This window comes from Streptomyces shaanxiensis (genome assembly GCF_039537145.1).
GTDB classification, from domain to species: domain Bacteria; phylum Actinomycetota; class Actinomycetes; order Streptomycetales; family Streptomycetaceae; genus Streptomyces; species Streptomyces shaanxiensis.
Genome location: NZ_BAAAZY010000025.1, coordinates 1 through 14,754 on the forward strand (window position 1 = coordinate 1; position 14,754 = coordinate 14,754).

Consider the following 14,754-nt stretch of genomic DNA (forward strand, 5'->3'; position numbering starts at 1 on the left):
GCTCCGCAGGGCCCCGGCTTCGGCGGCGGGAAGGCCGCCGCCGACCGCGCCGCGGTGGCCCAGGGACCGGCCCAGGGACCGGCTCAGGCGGGCGCTCAGGCCGGTGCCGGCGCCCCGGCCGCCCCCGCGGCCCCCACGCCTGTCTCCGGCCCGCAGCAGGCCGCCCCGAGCGTCCCCCACCAGGGCGGCCCGCAGCCCGCGGCGCCCATGGCGGCCGGGCCCGGCGGCGGCCAGTCCTCCTGGGCGCAGCAGGTGCACCGGCTCGCGGGTGACGACCAGCCGGTCGCCCCGTGGAAGCCCCCGGTCGAGGACATCTTCCAGGCGGCCGCCATGCGCCAGGCCGCCGCCCGCCCGGCGAGCCTCGGCAAGCGGCTGGTGGCCAGGATGCTGGACAACTTCGTGGTGGCCGCCATCACCTCGGCCGCCGCCGTGCCGCTCGGCATCAAGGCGGTCGACCACGTCAACGAGAAGATCGACACCGCCAGGCTCTCCGGCGAGACGGTCACCGTATGGCTGCTGGACGGCACGACATCGGTGTACCTGGGCATCGTCCTGGCCGTCCTGCTGCTGGTCGGGCTCGTCTACGAGGTCCTGCCCACCGCCAAGTGGGGCCGCACGCTGGGCAAGAAGCTGCTCGGCCTGGAGGTGCGGGACATCGAGGCCCACGAGCCCCCGGAGTTCGGCGCGGCCCTGCGCCGCTGGCTCGTCTTCACCATCCCCAACCTGCTCGTCATCGGCGTCGTCGGCGTGGCGTGGTGCCTGTTCGACCGGCCCTGGAACCAGTGCCTGCACGACAAGGCGGCCCGTACGTTCGTCGCCGGCTGACCGCGTCCGACCGCCCTACGTCCGTCGCGGGGGCACCCCCTGAGGCGAACGGCCCGGACGATTCCGTACTCCGGACGGCCCCGCGCCGGATGCGAAGCCGGTGGGTTCGCGGTCGACTCGGGCCATGAGCAGCGAACCGCCTCCCGGCTCCGGTCAGCCGCCCCCGGAAGACGACCCGTTCAAGAAGCAGCCCCCGCCGGCCGGGGGCTCGGGTTCGCCGTACGGCGATCAGCCGCCGTACGGCAGCCAGCCCCCGCCGCCCTACGGCGGTGGCGGTGATCCGTACGGCGGCGGCGGGTATCCCACCGACCCGCTCGCCGGGATGCCGCCGCTCGCCGACAGCGGCAAGCGCACACTGGCGCGCATCATCGACATGATCCTCGTGGGCGTCGTCGTCTGGCTGCTCACGTGGGGGTTCGGCGTCAGCGAGTACGACACGGACACCGACAAGGTGGAGTACGGCAAGTCCTTCGTGCAGTCCCTGGTCGCCGCCGTGCTCTTCATCGGCTACGACACCTTCATGACCGCCAGAACGGGGCAGACGCTGGGCAAGAAGCTGCTCAACATGCGGGTGGCCAACCTCGACAACGGCGCCACACCGTCCGTGCAGACCTCGCTGATCCGGGCGGCGGTGCTGTGGATCCCGTTCGCGTTCTGCTGCGCCTGTATCTGGACCGCGATCGCCGGCGGCTGGAGCTTCTTCGACAAGCCCTACAAGCAGGGCCTGCACGACAAGTCGGCGAAGACGGTGGTGGTCAGCACCGGCACCTGACGTACGGAAGGTCAGGACTGGGTGAGTACGGGCTCCTCGGTGTGCTGTGCTTCGGCGTCGGCGGGCTTGCGCAACGCCACCACGCGGGCCCTCTTGGGCATGGGCACCGTCAAGGCGACCAGCAGCCCGAGCAGGAGCGCCGAGACGGCGATGACCGCGATCCCCGCACCCGAACTCGTCTGCGACAGCAGCAGCATGGCGAGCGTCGAGAAGATCACGGTGCACGAGCCGTAGGCGAGCTGTGCGGCAGTCGGACGAGGCATGATCATCGTGTCCTCGGAATCAGGGGTGCACGGGGGGTCTCGGCCTGGCTTTCCGCCGACGTCCGGGCGTTCCGCCATCCGACTCTAACCGCGTGCATGCCCGAGTGGAACAAACCGTAAGCGTGACCTGACCAACAGTGCCGGTGCACGGGGGGCGCACTGGTTCATACCGTCCACCAAGTGGACGGTCGCACGCGCCCGTTGGGCCAAGAGTGGTTGTCCGTAAAACGAACATCGACTCCGCATAGTGCAATTGACCTGTTCAAGTCAAGGTCTGTTTTTTCTGGTTAACCTCTAGTCAAATGTCGTCACTTGACTACACGCGTTGATCAGGCGCGCGCGGACCTCCATGACCAGGACCCCCTTCATTCCGCGCGCCCGGACGCGGGGGAGGAAGCAAGTGACCAGTAGACCCTGGACGTTCAGAGCGGCGGCAACAACCGTCGCGCTCGCGACGGCAGCGGCGACGTTCTCGACCTTCGCGGTGGCTCAGGCCGACGAAGGCGCGGCGGAGCCGTCCGTGGAGCGCCATGACCCGGCGGAGCACCCTCACGCCGACCACAACCTGGAAGGCCCCCTGAGCAGGACCCGGGAGGCTCAGCGCGAAGAAGCCCTGAACCAGGTCATATCCGGCAAGGCCAAGGTGAAGGACCGCGACGGCTCGAAGGTCGTCGAGCTCAAGAGCAAGAAGGGCGACAGCAAGTACGTCGAGCTGGGCCGCGAGAAGACGGACCGGATATTCACGATCCTGGTCGAGTTCGGCGACAAGGTCAGCGAGTTCGGCGGCACGCCCGGCCCCGCGCACAACCAGATAGCCGAGCCCGACCGGGCCGAGGACAACTCCACGGCCTGGCAGGCGGACTACAACCAGAAGCACTACCAGGACCTCTACTTCGGCACCGGCAAGAAGACCGAGTCGCTGAAGAAGTACTACGAGAAGCAGTCCTCGGGCCGCTACTCGGTCGAGGGCGAGGTCACCGACTGGGTCAAGGTCCCCTACAACGAGGCCCGTTACGGCAACAACGCCTGCGGCGAGACCAACTGCCCCAGCGTGTGGAACGTCGTCAGCGACGGTCTGAACGCGTGGGTCTCCCAGCAGAAGGCGGCTGGGAAGACCGACGCGGAGATCAAGGCGGACGTCACGAAGTTCGACCAGTGGGACCGCAACGACTTCGACGGTGACGGCGACTTCAACGAGGCCGACGGCTACATCGACCACTTCCAGGTCGTGCACGCCGGCGAGGACGAGTCCGCGGGCGGCGGCGCGCAGGGCGAGGACGCGATCTGGGCCCACCGCTGGTACGCGTTCGGCACCGACGCCGGCGCCACCGGCCCCGCGGACAACAAGATGGGCGGCGCCCAGATCGGCTCCACCGGCATCTGGGTCGGCGACTACACCGTCCAGCCGGAGAACGGCGGCCTCGGCGTCTACGCCCACGAGTACGGCCACGACCTCGGTCTGCCGGACCACTACGACACCGCGGGCGGCGAGAACTCCACCGGCTTCTGGACCCTGATGTCCTCCGGTTCCTGGCTCGGCACCGGCAAGAACGAGATCGGTGACCTGCCCGGCGACATGACCGCCTGGGACAAGCTGCAGCTGGGCTGGCTGAAGTACGACACGGCGAAGGCCGCGACGGAATCCGAGCACAAGCTGGGCGTGGCCGAGTACAACACCCGGCACAAGCAGGCGCTCGTGGTCGAGCTGCCGAAGAAGGCCGTCACCACCGAGCTCGTGACTCCGTCGAAGGGCGCGACCCAGTGGTGGAGCGGCCGCGGCAACAACCTGAAGAACACGCTCAGTCGGTCCGTGGACCTCACCGGCAAGTCCTCCGCCTCCCTCAGCCTCGACGGCTGGTGGGAGATCGAGAAGGGCTACGACTACCTCTACACCGAGGTGTCGACCGACGGCGGCGCCAACTGGACGGCGATCGACGGCACGGCGGGCGGCGCCCAGATCGGCCGTGACGCCAGCGGCAAGCCGGCGCTGGACGGCGCGGTCGACTCGTACCAGAAGCTGGTCTTCCCGCTCGACGCCTACGCGGGCAAGAAGATCGACCTGCGCTTCCGCTACGCGACCGACGGCGGCCTGGCCATGAAGGGCTTCGCGGCCGACGAGATCACCGTGACCGCCGACGGCTCCGCCCTGTTCTCGGACGGTGCGGAGCAGGCGGACGCGGCGTGGACCGTGAACGGCTTCTCGCGCATGGGCGCTTCCTTCACCAAGGACTACGCGCAGTACTACATCGCCGAGAACCGGCAGTACGTGTCGTACGACAAGACCCTGAAGACCGGCCCGTACAACTTCGGCTTCTCGACGACCCGTCCGAGCTGGGTGGAGCACTACGCGTACCAGAACGGCCTGTTGATCTGGAAGTGGGACACCTCCCAGCCGGACAACAACACCAGCCAGCACCCCGGTGTCGGCCTGATCCTGCCCGTCGACTCCCACCCGACTCCGCTGAAGTGGACCGACGGCACGCTGATGCGCAACCGCATCCAGTCCTACGACTCGCCGTTCAGCCGGTACCGCACGGACGGCATGACGCTGCACAACGCGGACGTCGCGGCCCGGATCCCGTCGCGTGCGGGGGTGCCGGTCTTCAACGACCGCACCAACACGTACTACGACGCCGCGACCCCGTACGCGGGCGTCAAGATCACTGACACCAACACCAAGATCAAGATCATCAAGGAGGCCGAGAACGGCTCGACGATCACGGTCGAGGTCGGCAGAGCGGCGAAGTAAACAGCATCTCCGCAGGTCAGAGCATGATCGGCGGCGACCCCTTGGCGGGTCGCCGCCGTTCGTGTTTAGGTGCACCCTGTGCTTCCGTTATTGACACCGGCACGGACGCCGACCTTGATCCAGACCCTGACACCGACTCGCACGGGGGTGTGACCGCATGGCCGCAGGAGGTTTCTGCAAGCTGCCGACCGGCAGCGTGGTGGTGGCGCTGAACCTGCCCAGACCCACCGCTCACGGCACGGGCTGCGTCCGTGTCCTCGTCCACGCCCAGAACCGCGCCCGAGCCCTGACCAGGCTCCGCAATCTGGGCATGCGGGCGGTCTACCTGCGGGGCAACGGCGCCCCGCCCACACCGGACGAGATCACGGCGGTCCTGCACCACCCGGACGGCCTGATATGGCGAACCGCGCCTGACAACGGTGTCGCCCTGGGCCCCGAACTCGCCCAGGAGCTGTGGCACCCGATCAGGGCGCTGCTCAGACGCCCGGCGGCGTCGGCGTGAGCGCTCAGGACCGCACCCCCGCGGAGCGCTCGGCGGCACCCCCGCGGAGCGCTACGCGACGACCGGCTTCCCGGTGAGCTCCACGCCCGCCTCCCGCATCTCCTCGAGCGCCCGCTCGGTGCTCTCCTCGGCCACCCCGGCCGTCAGGTCCAGCAGCACCTGCGTGCGGAAGCCCTCCCGCACCGCGTCCAGTGCGGTGGCGCGCACGCAGTGGTCCGTGGCGATGCCCACCACGTCCACCTCCGAGACCGCCCTGGCCCGCAGCCAGTCGGCCAGCTTCACGCCGTTCTCGTCGGCCCCCTCGAACCCGCTGTAGGCCGCCGCGTACGCCCCCTTGTCGAACACCGCGTCGATCGCGCCGGAGGCGACGGCGGGCGCGAAGTTCGGGTGGAAGCCGACACCCTCCGTGCCCGCGACGCAGTGCGCCGGCCAGGAGTGGGCGAAGTCGGGGTTCGTGGAGAAGTGGCCGCCGGGCGCGATGTGGTGGTCGCGGGTCGCTACGACGTGCTGGTAGCCGGACCCTGCCGCCTGCCCGATCAGCTCGGTGACGGCGGCGGCCACATCGGCACCGCCGGCCACCGCGAGGCTGCCTCCCTCGCAGAAGTCGTTCTGCACGTCTACGACGATCAAGGCGCGGCGCATGGTCGGTGTCCTTCGGTTATGGACGCTGAGGTCGGGACGGTGAAAGCGTGCGGGCCCGGCCGTGAACTTCCGAGCCTAGAGACTTCGAGTCGGGTGCGGGAGGGGGCATGGGGTGAGCGCGCAGGGCGCACTCACTTCACGACCCCGTCTGGCTACCCGAGCGCCCGTTGACATACTCCGTCGGGATGACGGGTTCCCCGCGCGAGAGCTGTGTCGCGGACAGCGGCAGGTTCGCCCGGGCGGCCGCGTGCCGGTCCCGTACGACGTCCAGCGACTCTCGGGCCAGCACGTCGCCGCCCTTGATCAGCTCGACGAGCAGCTGCTGTTCGGCGAGCTCCGCCGGAACCGCCCCCGTGCCGACGACCTCGGCCTCCACCACGCCGTACTCGTCGAGGCGCCGCGCGGCCCACTTGCGGCCGCCGATGGAGGTCTTGCCGCCGCTCGACTTCTTCGCCACCGGCACCAGCGGGGCCCTCGGGTCGGCGGACTCGGCGCGGGCGACCAGCTTGTAGACCATCGAGCAGGTCGGATGCCCGGACCCGGTCACCAGCTGGGTGCCGACGCCGTACGCGTCCACCGGCGCCGCCGCCAGCGAGGCGATGGCGTACTCGTCCAGGTCGGACGTCACGATGATCCGCGTGCCCGTCGCGCCCAGCTCGTCCAGCTGCTGCCGGACCCGGTGCGCGACCAGCAGCAGGTCGCCCGAGTCGATGCGGACGGCGCCCAGCTCGGGCCCGGCGACCTCCACGGCCGTACGGACCGCCTCGGCGACGTCGTAGGTGTCCACGAGCAGCGTGGTGCCGCGGCCCATGGAGTCGACCTGGGCCCGGAAGGCGTCCCGCTCGCGGTCGTGCAGGAGGGTGAAGGCGTGGGCGCTGGTGCCGACCGTGGGGATGCCGTAGCGGAAGCCGGCGGCCAGGTCGGAGGTGGAGGCGAAGCCACCGACGTACGCGGCGCGGGACGCGGCCACCGCGGCCAGCTCATGGGTGCGCCGGGCGCCCATCTCGATGAGCGGGCGGTCACCGGCGGCCGACGACATGCGGGAGGCGGCCGCGGCGATCGCGGAGTCGTGGTTGAGGATCGACAGGATCACCGTCTCCAGCAGCACGCACTCGGCGAAGGTGCCCTCGACCCGCATGATCGGCGAGCCCGGGAAGTAGACCTCGCCCTCGGGGTAGCCCCAGACGTCGCCGGAGAAGCGGTAGCCCGCGAGCCACTGCAGGGTCTCCTCGTCGACGATCTTCCGCTCGCGCAGGAAGCCGAGGACGTCCGCGTCGAAGCGGAAGTTCTCGACGGCGTCCAGGACGCGGCCGGTGCCCGCGACGACGCCGTACCGGCGCCCGTTCGGCAGCCGCCGGGTGAAGACCTCGAAGACCGATCGCCGCTCGGCGGTGCCCGCCTTGAGGGCTGCCTGCAGCATCGTCAGCTCGTACTGGTCCGTGAAGAGCGCCGTCGAGGGAACATCCACCGGCAGCCCAAGGTCCGCTGTGTTCATGGCAATGGATGGTACCCCCATTTCGTCAGTCTGACGATTTGGTCCGGGGGTGGACCGAGGATTTGTGCGACCACCCCCCTCCGGTGGCAGCATGGGCTGTGTGACGTCACCCGCTCCCGTAGAGATCGAACGCACCGAAGCGGCCGAAGAGACCTTCGCCGTACCCGAGCCGGACGTCCCCTGGGTCACGATCGTCCACAACGACCCGGTCAACCTCATGAGCTACGTGACGTATGTCTTCCAGGCGTACTTCGGGTACAGCAAGGACAAGGCCACCAAGCTCATGCTCGATGTCCACCACAAGGGCCGGGCGGTCGTCTCCAGCGGCAGTCGCGAGGAGATGGAACGCGACGTGCAGGCCATGCACGGCTACGGCCTGTGGGCCACCCTCCAGCAGGACCGGAAATGACCTCCCGCTCGCAGGACCGGACATGACCTCCCGCCCGCAGGACCGGAAGTAGCGAATCGCCTCCATGCCAGGAACCTTCGAACCGCTCCCCGACGGCGGCGCGGCCGTCGCCCTCGACGACGTCGAGATCTCCATCATCCGGTCGCTGGCCGTCCAGCTCCTGGAGCTCATCGGTCCCGGCCCCGCCGAGGACGCCCCCGACGACCCGCTCGCCGAGCTCTTCGCCGAGGGCCCGAGCGAACCGCCGGCCGACCCGGTCCTCAAGCGCCTGTTCCCGGACGCCTACGGCGATCCCGAGGGCACCCCGCAGGCCAAGGAGGCCGAGGAGCAGCGGGCGCACTCCGCGGAGTTCCGCCGCTACACCGAGAACGACCTGCGCGCCGGCAAGCGCGACAACGCCCTCGCGGTGGTCCGCTCCCTGGACGCGCTCAGTGCCGCCTCCGCCGGAGAGAGCGGCGCGGTGCTCAAGCTCTCCGTCGAGGAGTCCCAGCAGTGGCTCGGCGCCCTCAACGACCTGCGCCTGGCCATCGGCTCCCGCCTGGACATCGCCGACGAGGACGACACCGATCTGCTCTACCGGCTCCCGGACGAGGACCCGCGCAAGCCGATGGTGATGGCGTATCTGTGGCTGGGCGGACTCCAGGAGACGCTGGTCGCGACGCTGATGCCGTAAGGCGTGCTCCTTCTCCTGAACTCGTCGTGCCCCTCTTCTTGACGATCTGTGACGGTTTTGTGTTCGCTCAGCGGACGCTCAAATCCGAATAACGATCGCGTCACCGCCGCCGCCCACTCTGGGTGGCGGCGATGATTTTGTCCGGTTCTTCCTGTGCGATGCGCCACATGGCCTGTCCCCGATCACTGTTATGACCGTGATAAATCTTCACGACGCCCGACGAGCACCACCCGAATGTTCGGCCGGGTGCGCCACATGGCCGGCGGATCGTCGGCCGGGCACAGCTCCAGCAATCCGGGGGGATCGAGACCCGATCCGAGGCCGACGAAGGCCCGGGTCGGCATGGAGAAAGGCGCACTACACATGACCTCTTCGAAGGTCACTGACGCGAAGGCCACGGATGCCCCGGAGGAGGGGTACGAGCGGGGTCTCGGCAGCCGTCAGGTCCAGATGATCGCGATCGGCGGCGCCATCGGCGTCGGGCTGTTCATGGGTGCCGGAGCGAACATCGCGAAGGCCGGCCCCAGCATCATCCTCATGTATGCCCTCGCGGGCGTAGTCATCTTCTTCATCATGCGGGCCCTGGGCGAGCTGCTGCTCTACCGGCCCGTCTCCGGCTCCTTCGCCGAGTACGCCCGGGAGTTCCTCGGCCCGTTCTTCGGGTTCGTCACGGGCTGGACGTACTGGCTCATGTGGGTGGTCACCGGCATGGCCGAGCTCACGGCCGCCGCGATCTACATCCACTTCTGGTTCCCCGAGATCCCGCAGTGGGTCAGCGCCCTGGTGTTCCTGGTGGTGCTCTTCGGCGTCAACCTGATCTCCGTCAAGATCTTCGGCGAGGTCGAGTTCTGGTTCTCGATGATCAAGGTCACGGCCATCATCGGCATGATCGTCATCGGCCTCGGCGTGCTCACCCTCGGCTTCTCCGACGCCGGTGACACCGCCACCGTCTCCAACCTCTGGTCGCACGGCGGCATCTTCCCGAACGGCATCGGCTCCAGCCTGATGACGCTCCAGGGCGTCATGTTCGCCTACCTCGCCGTCGAGCTCGTCGGCGTCACCGCGGGCGAGTCCGAGAACCCCGAGAAGACCCTGCCCAAGGCCATCAACACCCTGCCCTGGCGCATCATCGTCTTCTACGTCGGTGCGCTGCTGGTGATCCTCTCCGTGGTCAAGTGGACCGAGTTCTCCGCCGGCGAGAGCCCGTTCGTCCACGCGTTCGGCAAGATCGGCATCCCGCTCGCCGCGGGCATCGTCAACTTCGTGGTGCTCACCGCGGCCCTGTCGTCCTGCAACTCGGGCATGTACTCGACCGGCCGGATGCTGCGCGACCTCGCCTCCAACAGCGAGGCCCCGCAGGCCTTCGGCAAGCTCACCGCCCGCAAGACGCCCGCCGTCGGCATCGCGGTCTCCGTGGCGCTCATGGGCATCGGCGTCGTCCTGAACTACGTCGTCCCGGAGAAGGCGTTCCAGTACGTCACCTCCGTCGCCACCGCGGCCGGCATCTGGACCTGGATGATGATCCTCGTCAGCCACATCCGCTACCGCGCCGCGGTCGAGGCCGGCCGACTGCGCGCCTCGTCCTTCCCCGCTCCCGGCGGGGCGCTCTTCAGCTGGGTCGCGCTCCTCTTCCTCATCGGCGTGACCTTCATGATCGCGTACGACAAGGACGCGCGGATCTGCCTGTACGTCGCGGCCGGCTGGGCCGTCGCCCTGGGCGTCGGCTGGGCGATCCTCAAGAGCCGCAACCCGCAGATCGCCGCCCGCGGCGGCGACGAGCCGGAACTCGAAAAGGTCGGCTGACACCAGGACCGTGGACGTCCGCCGCAGGGGCACTCGTGGCGCTCCCTGCGGCCGCCGCTCAGGACGTCCACATCCCAGGACGTCCCCACGTCCGGCATATGGGCCGCTCCGTACCACCCTTCGGTACGGGGCGGCCCCTCTGCTTTCCCGCCCGTCTCCCACCACCACCCCATACGAGCGCTTCGCGCGCCCGCTTATTCTTGCCGCATGCTGACCATCACCCAGGCCCTCGTCGACCAGATCGTCGCGCACGCCCGCAAGGACCACCCCGACGAAGCGTGCGGCGTCGTGGCGGGGCCGGCCGGCTCGGACCGCCCCGAGCGCTTCATCCCGATGCTGAACGCGGCCATGTCGCCCACGTTCTACGAGTTCGACTCGGGCGACCTGCTCAGGCTCTACCGCGAGATGGACGACCGCGACGAGGAGCCGGTGGTCATCTACCACTCCCACACGGCCACCGAGGCCTACCCCTCCCGCACCGACATCTCCTACGCCAACGAGCCCGGCGCGCACTACGTCCTGGTCTCCACCGCCGACACCGACGGCCTCGGCGAGTTCCAGTTCCGCTCCTTCCGCATCGTCGAGGGTGAGGTCACGGAGGAGGAGGTCAAGGTGGTCGAGGCGTACTGATCCCCGGCCCGACCGATCCGTAACTCGGGGGCGCGACCTGCCCGTCGGAGTGCCGACCGTGTCCGCGAGGTGATCGCCCAACTCGGCTACGTCCCCGATCACGCCGCCCGTCAGCTGGTCACCCGCCGCAACACCGCCGTCGCGGTCGTCGCGACCCAGCCGCAGGACCGGCTGTTCATCGACCCCTTCTTCGACCGTCATCTGCGCGGCATCCGCAAGGAACTGGTGGCGCACGGCGTCCAGCCGGTCCTGCTGTTCTGGAGGAGCCGGACGACTGTCCGCGCGTCGCCGACTCCCTGGGCGGCGGCCATGTCGACGGAGCCCTGCCGTTCTCCCTGCGCGCCGACGACCCACTGCCCGCGATGATCCGGCGCCTCGGCCTGCCCGCGGTCTTCGGCGGCCGCCCGCTGCTGCGCGAGGGCGAGCCCGTGCCCGCCCACGTCTACGTCGACGCCGACAACCGCGGCGGCGCCCGGGAGGCCGTACGCCACCTTCTCTCGCTCGGCCGCGAGCGCATCGCGACCATCACCGGGCCGTACGACCAGGAGGCGTCCGCCGTCGACCGCCTCGCCGGCTACCGCGACGTCCTGTTCGACGCCTCGCCCGAGCTGATCGAGAAGGGCGACTACACCCAGCAGGGCGGTGCCGAGGCCATGGCCGCGCTGCTGGCGCCGCCCCGGCCTGGACGCCGTCTTCGCCGCCTCCGACCTCATGGCGTCCGGGGCGCTGCGGGTGCTGTGCGAGCGGGGCCGCCGGGTGCCGGACGACGTGGCCGTGGTCGGCTTCGACGACCTCGCGCCCATCGCCGAGTCCACCGACCCACCGCTGACCACGATCCGCCAGGACATCGAGGGCATGGGCCGGCTGATGGCCCGGCTGCTGTGCGAAGGTGCGCAGGTCCCGTCCGTCGTCACACCCACCCGCCTGGTGCTGCGGGGGTCCGCCTGAACAGGGCGGTCTCACTCCCCGGCCCTCTTGCGTCCGCGATGTGGGATCACATTCCAGAAGCCGGACCGGGAATCGATACGATGACCCCATGGTTTTCCACGACGTGAGCGAGAAGACGCCGGGCTTGCTGCTCGTGGCGCGGCTGCACGTCGACCTGTGCAGGCTCGCCAGCGCCATCTGTTGACGCGACGCCCTGCCGCCGTACGGCCGTGAGCCGCGGCGCCTCACGTGCACCACACCCGCATTACTTGCGCTGCCGCGCGCCCCCGACTGACTACTCCCGACAGGAGCCCTGAGCCATGGCCATCGAGGTCCGCATCCCCACCATCCTCCGCACCTACACCGACGGTCAGAAGGCGGTGGAGGGCAGCGGTGAGACCCTCGCCAAGCTGCTCGCCGACCTCGAGACCCGGCACGCGGGCATCCAGGCCCGGATCGTCGACGGCGGCGAGCTGCGCCGCTTCGTCAACGTCTACCTGAACGACGAGGACGTCCGCTTCCTCGACGGCATCAACACCAAGCTCGCCGACGGCGACAACGTCACGATCCTGCCGGCCGTGGCCGGCGGTATGGCCTGATCCACATGCGCTACGACTCCCCGCTCGCCGCGGTGGGCAACACCCCCCTGGTGTGCCTGCCGCGGTTGTCGCCGTCCGCGGACGTCCGCATCTGGGCCAAGCTGGAGGACCGCAACCCCACCGGCTCGGTCAAGGACCGCCCCGCCCTGCACATGATCGAGCAGGCGGAGAAGGACGGCCGGCTGACCCCGGGCTGCACGATCCTGGAGCCGACCAGCGGCAACACCGGTATCTCCCTGGCGATGGCGGCGAAGCTCAAGGGCTACCGCATCGTGTGCGTGATGCCCGAGAACACCTCGCAGGAGCGCCGGGACCTGCTCGCCATGTGGGGCGCGGAGATCATCTCCAGCCCGGCCGCCGGCGGCTCCAACACCGCCGTACGCGTCGCCAAGGAGCTGTCGGCCGAGCACCCCGACTGGGTGATGCTCTACCAGTACGGCAACCCCGACAACGCGGGCGCCCACTACGCCACGACCGGCCCGGAGATCCTCGCCGACCTCCCCTCGGTCACCCACTTCGTCGCCGGCCTCGGCACCACCGGCACGCTGATGGGCGTCGGCCGCTTCCTGCGCGAGCACAAGCCGGACGTCAAGATCGTCGCGGCGGAACCGCGCTACGACGACCTCGTCTACGGCCTGCGCAACCTCGACGAGGGCTTCGTCCCCGAGCTGTACGACGCCTCCGTCCTGACCACCCGCTTCTCGGTCGGCTCGGCCGACGCGGTCACCCGCACCCGCGAACTCCTCCAGCAGGAGGGGATCTTCGCGGGCATCTCCACGGGCGCCGCGCTGCACGCCGCGATCGGCGTCGGCAAGAAGGCGCTGAAGGCGGGGGAGTCCGCCGACATCGTGTTCGTCGTGGCCGACGGCGGCTGGAAGTACCTCTCGACCGGCGTCTACACCGCCGCGTCCACGGAAGAGGCCATCGAGACGCTCCAGGGGCAGCTCTGGGCATGAGCCGGTCCGCCGGCTCCGGGCCCGCGAGGCCCCGACAGGGCGAGTGACGGCGCCCTACGTCGCGAGGTGACGGACCTGGTCCCACACGACCGGGTCCATCACCCCCACCCGCCGCCGGAAGTCCCCCACCGGTACGTCCCGCAGCTCACCCGTCTCCAGGAAGCTCGCCCGGCCCCGGGTGTCCCCGACCGAGCCCGGCGGCAGCGGGATCACCCCGTACCGCTCGTCCCGGTACTTGCTGGTGATCTTCGCGACCGTGACCCGCTGACCGCGCACCGCGAGCACCAGACAGGGCCGGTCCTTGGCACCGGGCCCGTCCTCGTACGGCACGTTCGCCCACCAGATCTCCGCGGGCTCGGGACGAGTCGGCGTACGCCCGCGAGTACGTCTGTCGGCAGGGCGCCCCGGCGGCCGGGTGCGCCGCCCCTGCGGCCGCCGCCTGCGCCCCCACCCGTCGACGAGCGCGGCGACCAGCGCCAGCAGTACCACCGCCGCGAGCGCGAGCCACCAGGACGTGTCCATACGCACGAAGGTACCGGCGCGCGCCCACCCCCGCGCGCCTTCTCTCCAGCCTCATGAGCCCCGCGTCCAGCCGAACGCGTGACACCACAGGTGAGTTCGCCCACAACAGCCCTTGGCGGAGGAGCGACCGGAGGTTTTGCGCCTTACGCTCGACAAACCGCACGACCCCCGACGCCCCATTCCCGATCTTCTGGATTCTCTGGATTTCCAGCCAGCGGAGGTTTCTGTTTCATGAAGCTCACCGTCGTCGGCTGCTCGGGGTCGTTCCCGTCCGCGGAATCGGCCTGCTCGAGCTACCTCGTCGAGGCCGACGGCTTCCGGCTGCTTCTCGACATGGGCAACGGTGCCCTGGGCGAGCTGCAGCGCCACTGCGGTCTCTACGACCTCGACGCGATCTTCCTCAGCCATCTGCACGCCGACCACTGCATCGACATGTGCGCGTACTTCGTGGCGCGCTACTACCGGCACGACGGCGGCCGCTGCGCCCCGATCCCGGTCTACGGACCCGAGGGCACGGAACAGCGCCTGACCACCGCCTACGCCGACACCCCCACCGCCTCGTCCATGAGCGAGGTCTTCGACTTCCACACGGTCAAGCCGTCCACCTTCGAGATCGGCCCGTTCACGGTGCACACAGAACGCGTGGCCCATCCGGTGGAGGCGTACGGCATCCGGATCGAGCACGGCGGCAGGACGCTGACCTACTCCGGTGACACCGGCATCAGCACGGCCCTCGACGAACTCGCCCGTGACGCCGACCTCTTCCTGTGCGAGGCCGCTTTCACGCACGGCAAGGAGAACATCCCCGACCTGCACCTCAACGGCCGCGAGGCGGGCCAGACAGCGGCCCGCGCGAACGCCCGCCGCCTGGTCCTCACCCACATCCCCCCGTGGACCGACCCCCAGGTCAACCTGGCCGACGCGCGCGCTGTGTACGACGGTCCGGTGGGGCTGGCGGCGCCCAGGCAGACGTACGAGATCTAGCCG

At 69.7% G+C, this 14,754-nt stretch carries 16 protein-coding genes and 1 pseudogene; 13 read left to right on the top strand and 4 right to left on the bottom strand.

What is annotated here, in order from left to right:
- Nucleotides 1-825, top strand: an 825-nt coding sequence (locus ABD932_RS36765; protein ID WP_345019858.1) for an RDD family protein, incomplete at its 5' end; no start/stop codon positions are given.
- A gap of 124 nt (nucleotides 826-949) precedes the next feature.
- Nucleotides 950-1,597 (top strand): RDD family protein, encoded by a 648-nt coding sequence (locus tag ABD932_RS36770; RefSeq protein WP_345019860.1) that lies wholly within the window; start codon nucleotides 950-952, stop codon nucleotides 1,595-1,597.
- An 11-nt stretch (nucleotides 1,598-1,608) separates the two neighbouring features.
- Here the strand turns inward: ABD932_RS36770 and ABD932_RS36775 are convergent, their stop codons facing one another.
- Nucleotides 1,609-1,860 carry a hypothetical protein gene (locus ABD932_RS36775; protein ID WP_345019861.1) on the bottom strand — a complete coding sequence of 84 codons (252 nt, stop codon included), beginning with the start codon at nucleotides 1,858-1,860 and terminating at the stop codon, nucleotides 1,609-1,611.
- Between the two features lie 400 nt (nucleotides 1,861-2,260).
- Here ABD932_RS36775 and ABD932_RS36780 point away from each other — a divergent pair, with 400 nt between their 5' ends.
- Nucleotides 2,261-4,609: an immune inhibitor A domain-containing protein gene (locus ABD932_RS36780; RefSeq protein WP_345019864.1), complete on the top strand. Its 2,349-nt coding sequence runs from the start codon at nucleotides 2,261-2,263 to the stop codon at nucleotides 4,607-4,609.
- A 157-nt stretch (nucleotides 4,610-4,766) separates the two neighbouring features.
- Nucleotides 4,767-5,111 (top strand): hypothetical protein, encoded by a 345-nt coding sequence (locus ABD932_RS36785; RefSeq protein WP_345019866.1) that lies wholly within the window; start codon nucleotides 4,767-4,769, stop codon nucleotides 5,109-5,111.
- Nucleotides 5,112-5,162: 51 nt separating this feature from the next.
- On the opposite strand, the gene ABD932_RS36790 is transcribed toward ABD932_RS36785, so the two are convergent.
- Nucleotides 5,163-5,753 carry an isochorismatase family protein gene (locus ABD932_RS36790; protein WP_345019868.1) on the bottom strand — a complete coding sequence of 197 codons (591 nt, stop codon included), beginning with the start codon at nucleotides 5,751-5,753 and terminating at the stop codon, nucleotides 5,163-5,165.
- A 136-nt stretch (nucleotides 5,754-5,889) separates the two neighbouring features.
- Nucleotides 5,890-7,248, bottom strand: coding sequence for a nicotinate phosphoribosyltransferase (locus ABD932_RS36795; RefSeq protein WP_345019870.1), 1,359 nt, complete (start codon nucleotides 7,246-7,248; stop codon nucleotides 5,890-5,892).
- Between the two features lie 91 nt (nucleotides 7,249-7,339).
- Here ABD932_RS36795 and clpS point away from each other — a divergent pair, with 91 nt between their 5' ends.
- From clpS to ABD932_RS36835, 8 genes and pseudogenes are all read left to right on the top strand, one after another.
- Nucleotides 7,340-7,657, top strand: a complete 318-nt coding sequence (clpS, locus tag ABD932_RS36800; protein ID WP_250085672.1) for an ATP-dependent Clp protease adapter ClpS — start codon at nucleotides 7,340-7,342, stop codon at nucleotides 7,655-7,657.
- A 64-nt stretch (nucleotides 7,658-7,721) separates the two neighbouring features.
- Nucleotides 7,722-8,330 (top strand): DUF2017 domain-containing protein, encoded by a 609-nt coding sequence (locus ABD932_RS36805; RefSeq protein ID WP_126392555.1) that lies wholly within the window; start codon nucleotides 7,722-7,724, stop codon nucleotides 8,328-8,330.
- Nucleotides 8,331-8,693: 363 nt separating this feature from the next.
- On the top strand, nucleotides 8,694-10,133 hold the full coding sequence (locus ABD932_RS36810; RefSeq protein WP_345019873.1) for an amino acid permease: 1,440 nt from the start codon (nucleotides 8,694-8,696) through the stop codon (nucleotides 10,131-10,133).
- Nucleotides 10,134-10,340: 207 nt separating this feature from the next.
- Nucleotides 10,341-10,763: a M67 family metallopeptidase gene (locus ABD932_RS36815; RefSeq protein ID WP_345019875.1), complete on the top strand. Its 423-nt coding sequence runs from the start codon at nucleotides 10,341-10,343 to the stop codon at nucleotides 10,761-10,763.
- Between the two features lie 15 nt (nucleotides 10,764-10,778).
- A pseudogene (locus tag ABD932_RS36820) lies at nucleotides 10,779-11,711 on the top strand (LacI family DNA-binding transcriptional regulator).
- 88 nt (nucleotides 11,712-11,799) lie between these two features.
- The gene (locus tag ABD932_RS36825; RefSeq protein WP_323378004.1) at nucleotides 11,800-11,895 is read left to right on the top strand and encodes a putative leader peptide; all 96 of its coding nucleotides are present in this window, start codon (nucleotides 11,800-11,802) and stop codon (nucleotides 11,893-11,895) included.
- A 115-nt stretch (nucleotides 11,896-12,010) separates the two neighbouring features.
- A complete protein-coding gene (locus ABD932_RS36830) occupies nucleotides 12,011-12,289 on the top strand; it encodes a MoaD/ThiS family protein (RefSeq protein ID WP_126392545.1) in 279 nt (92 codons plus the stop codon).
- Between the two features lie 5 nt (nucleotides 12,290-12,294).
- Nucleotides 12,295-13,245: a PLP-dependent cysteine synthase family protein gene (locus ABD932_RS36835; RefSeq protein WP_345019879.1), complete on the top strand. Its 951-nt coding sequence runs from the start codon at nucleotides 12,295-12,297 to the stop codon at nucleotides 13,243-13,245.
- A 54-nt stretch (nucleotides 13,246-13,299) separates the two neighbouring features.
- Here ABD932_RS36835 and ABD932_RS36840 read toward each other — a convergent pair whose 3' ends face one another.
- Complete coding sequence (locus ABD932_RS36840; RefSeq protein ID WP_345019880.1) at nucleotides 13,300-13,767, bottom strand: type II toxin-antitoxin system PemK/MazF family toxin; 468 nt, start codon at nucleotides 13,765-13,767, stop codon at nucleotides 13,300-13,302.
- A gap of 231 nt (nucleotides 13,768-13,998) precedes the next feature.
- On the opposite strand from ABD932_RS36840, the gene ABD932_RS36845 reads away from it, so the two are divergent.
- Nucleotides 13,999-14,751 carry an MBL fold metallo-hydrolase gene (locus ABD932_RS36845; protein ID WP_126392539.1) on the top strand — a complete coding sequence of 251 codons (753 nt, stop codon included), beginning with the start codon at nucleotides 13,999-14,001 and terminating at the stop codon, nucleotides 14,749-14,751.
- The last annotated feature ends 3 nt before the right edge of the window (nucleotides 14,752-14,754 follow it).

Excerpts from the sequence above, each read along its gene's own strand:
- ABD932_RS36795 (WP_345019870.1), bottom strand. The coding sequence starts at position 7,248 with ATGAACACAGCGGACCTTGGGCTGCCGGTGGATGTTCCCTCGACGGCG.
- ABD932_RS36785 (WP_345019866.1), top strand. The coding sequence starts at position 4,767 with ATGGCCGCAGGAGGTTTCTGCAAGCTGCCGACCGGCAGCGTGGTGGTG.
- ABD932_RS36825 (WP_323378004.1), top strand. The coding sequence starts at position 11,800 with ATGGTTTTCCACGACGTGAGCGAGAAGACGCCGGGCTTGCTGCTCGTG.
- ABD932_RS36830 (WP_126392545.1), top strand. The coding sequence starts at position 12,011 with ATGGCCATCGAGGTCCGCATCCCCACCATCCTCCGCACCTACACCGAC.
- clpS (WP_250085672.1), top strand. The coding sequence starts at position 7,340 with ATGGGCTGTGTGACGTCACCCGCTCCCGTAGAGATCGAACGCACCGAA.
- ABD932_RS36775 (WP_345019861.1), bottom strand. The coding sequence starts at position 1,860 with ATGCCTCGTCCGACTGCCGCACAGCTCGCCTACGGCTCGTGCACCGTG.
- ABD932_RS36810 (WP_345019873.1), top strand. The coding sequence starts at position 8,694 with ATGACCTCTTCGAAGGTCACTGACGCGAAGGCCACGGATGCCCCGGAG.
- ABD932_RS36815 (WP_345019875.1), top strand. The coding sequence starts at position 10,341 with ATGCTGACCATCACCCAGGCCCTCGTCGACCAGATCGTCGCGCACGCC.
- ABD932_RS36770 (WP_345019860.1), top strand. The coding sequence starts at position 950 with ATGAGCAGCGAACCGCCTCCCGGCTCCGGTCAGCCGCCCCCGGAAGAC.
- ABD932_RS36845 (WP_126392539.1), top strand. The coding sequence starts at position 13,999 with ATGAAGCTCACCGTCGTCGGCTGCTCGGGGTCGTTCCCGTCCGCGGAA.
- ABD932_RS36790 (WP_345019868.1), bottom strand. The coding sequence starts at position 5,753 with ATGCGCCGCGCCTTGATCGTCGTAGACGTGCAGAACGACTTCTGCGAG.
- ABD932_RS36835 (WP_345019879.1), top strand. The coding sequence starts at position 12,295 with ATGCGCTACGACTCCCCGCTCGCCGCGGTGGGCAACACCCCCCTGGTG.
- ABD932_RS36840 (WP_345019880.1), bottom strand. The coding sequence starts at position 13,767 with ATGGACACGTCCTGGTGGCTCGCGCTCGCGGCGGTGGTACTGCTGGCG.
- ABD932_RS36805 (WP_126392555.1), top strand. The coding sequence starts at position 7,722 with ATGCCAGGAACCTTCGAACCGCTCCCCGACGGCGGCGCGGCCGTCGCC.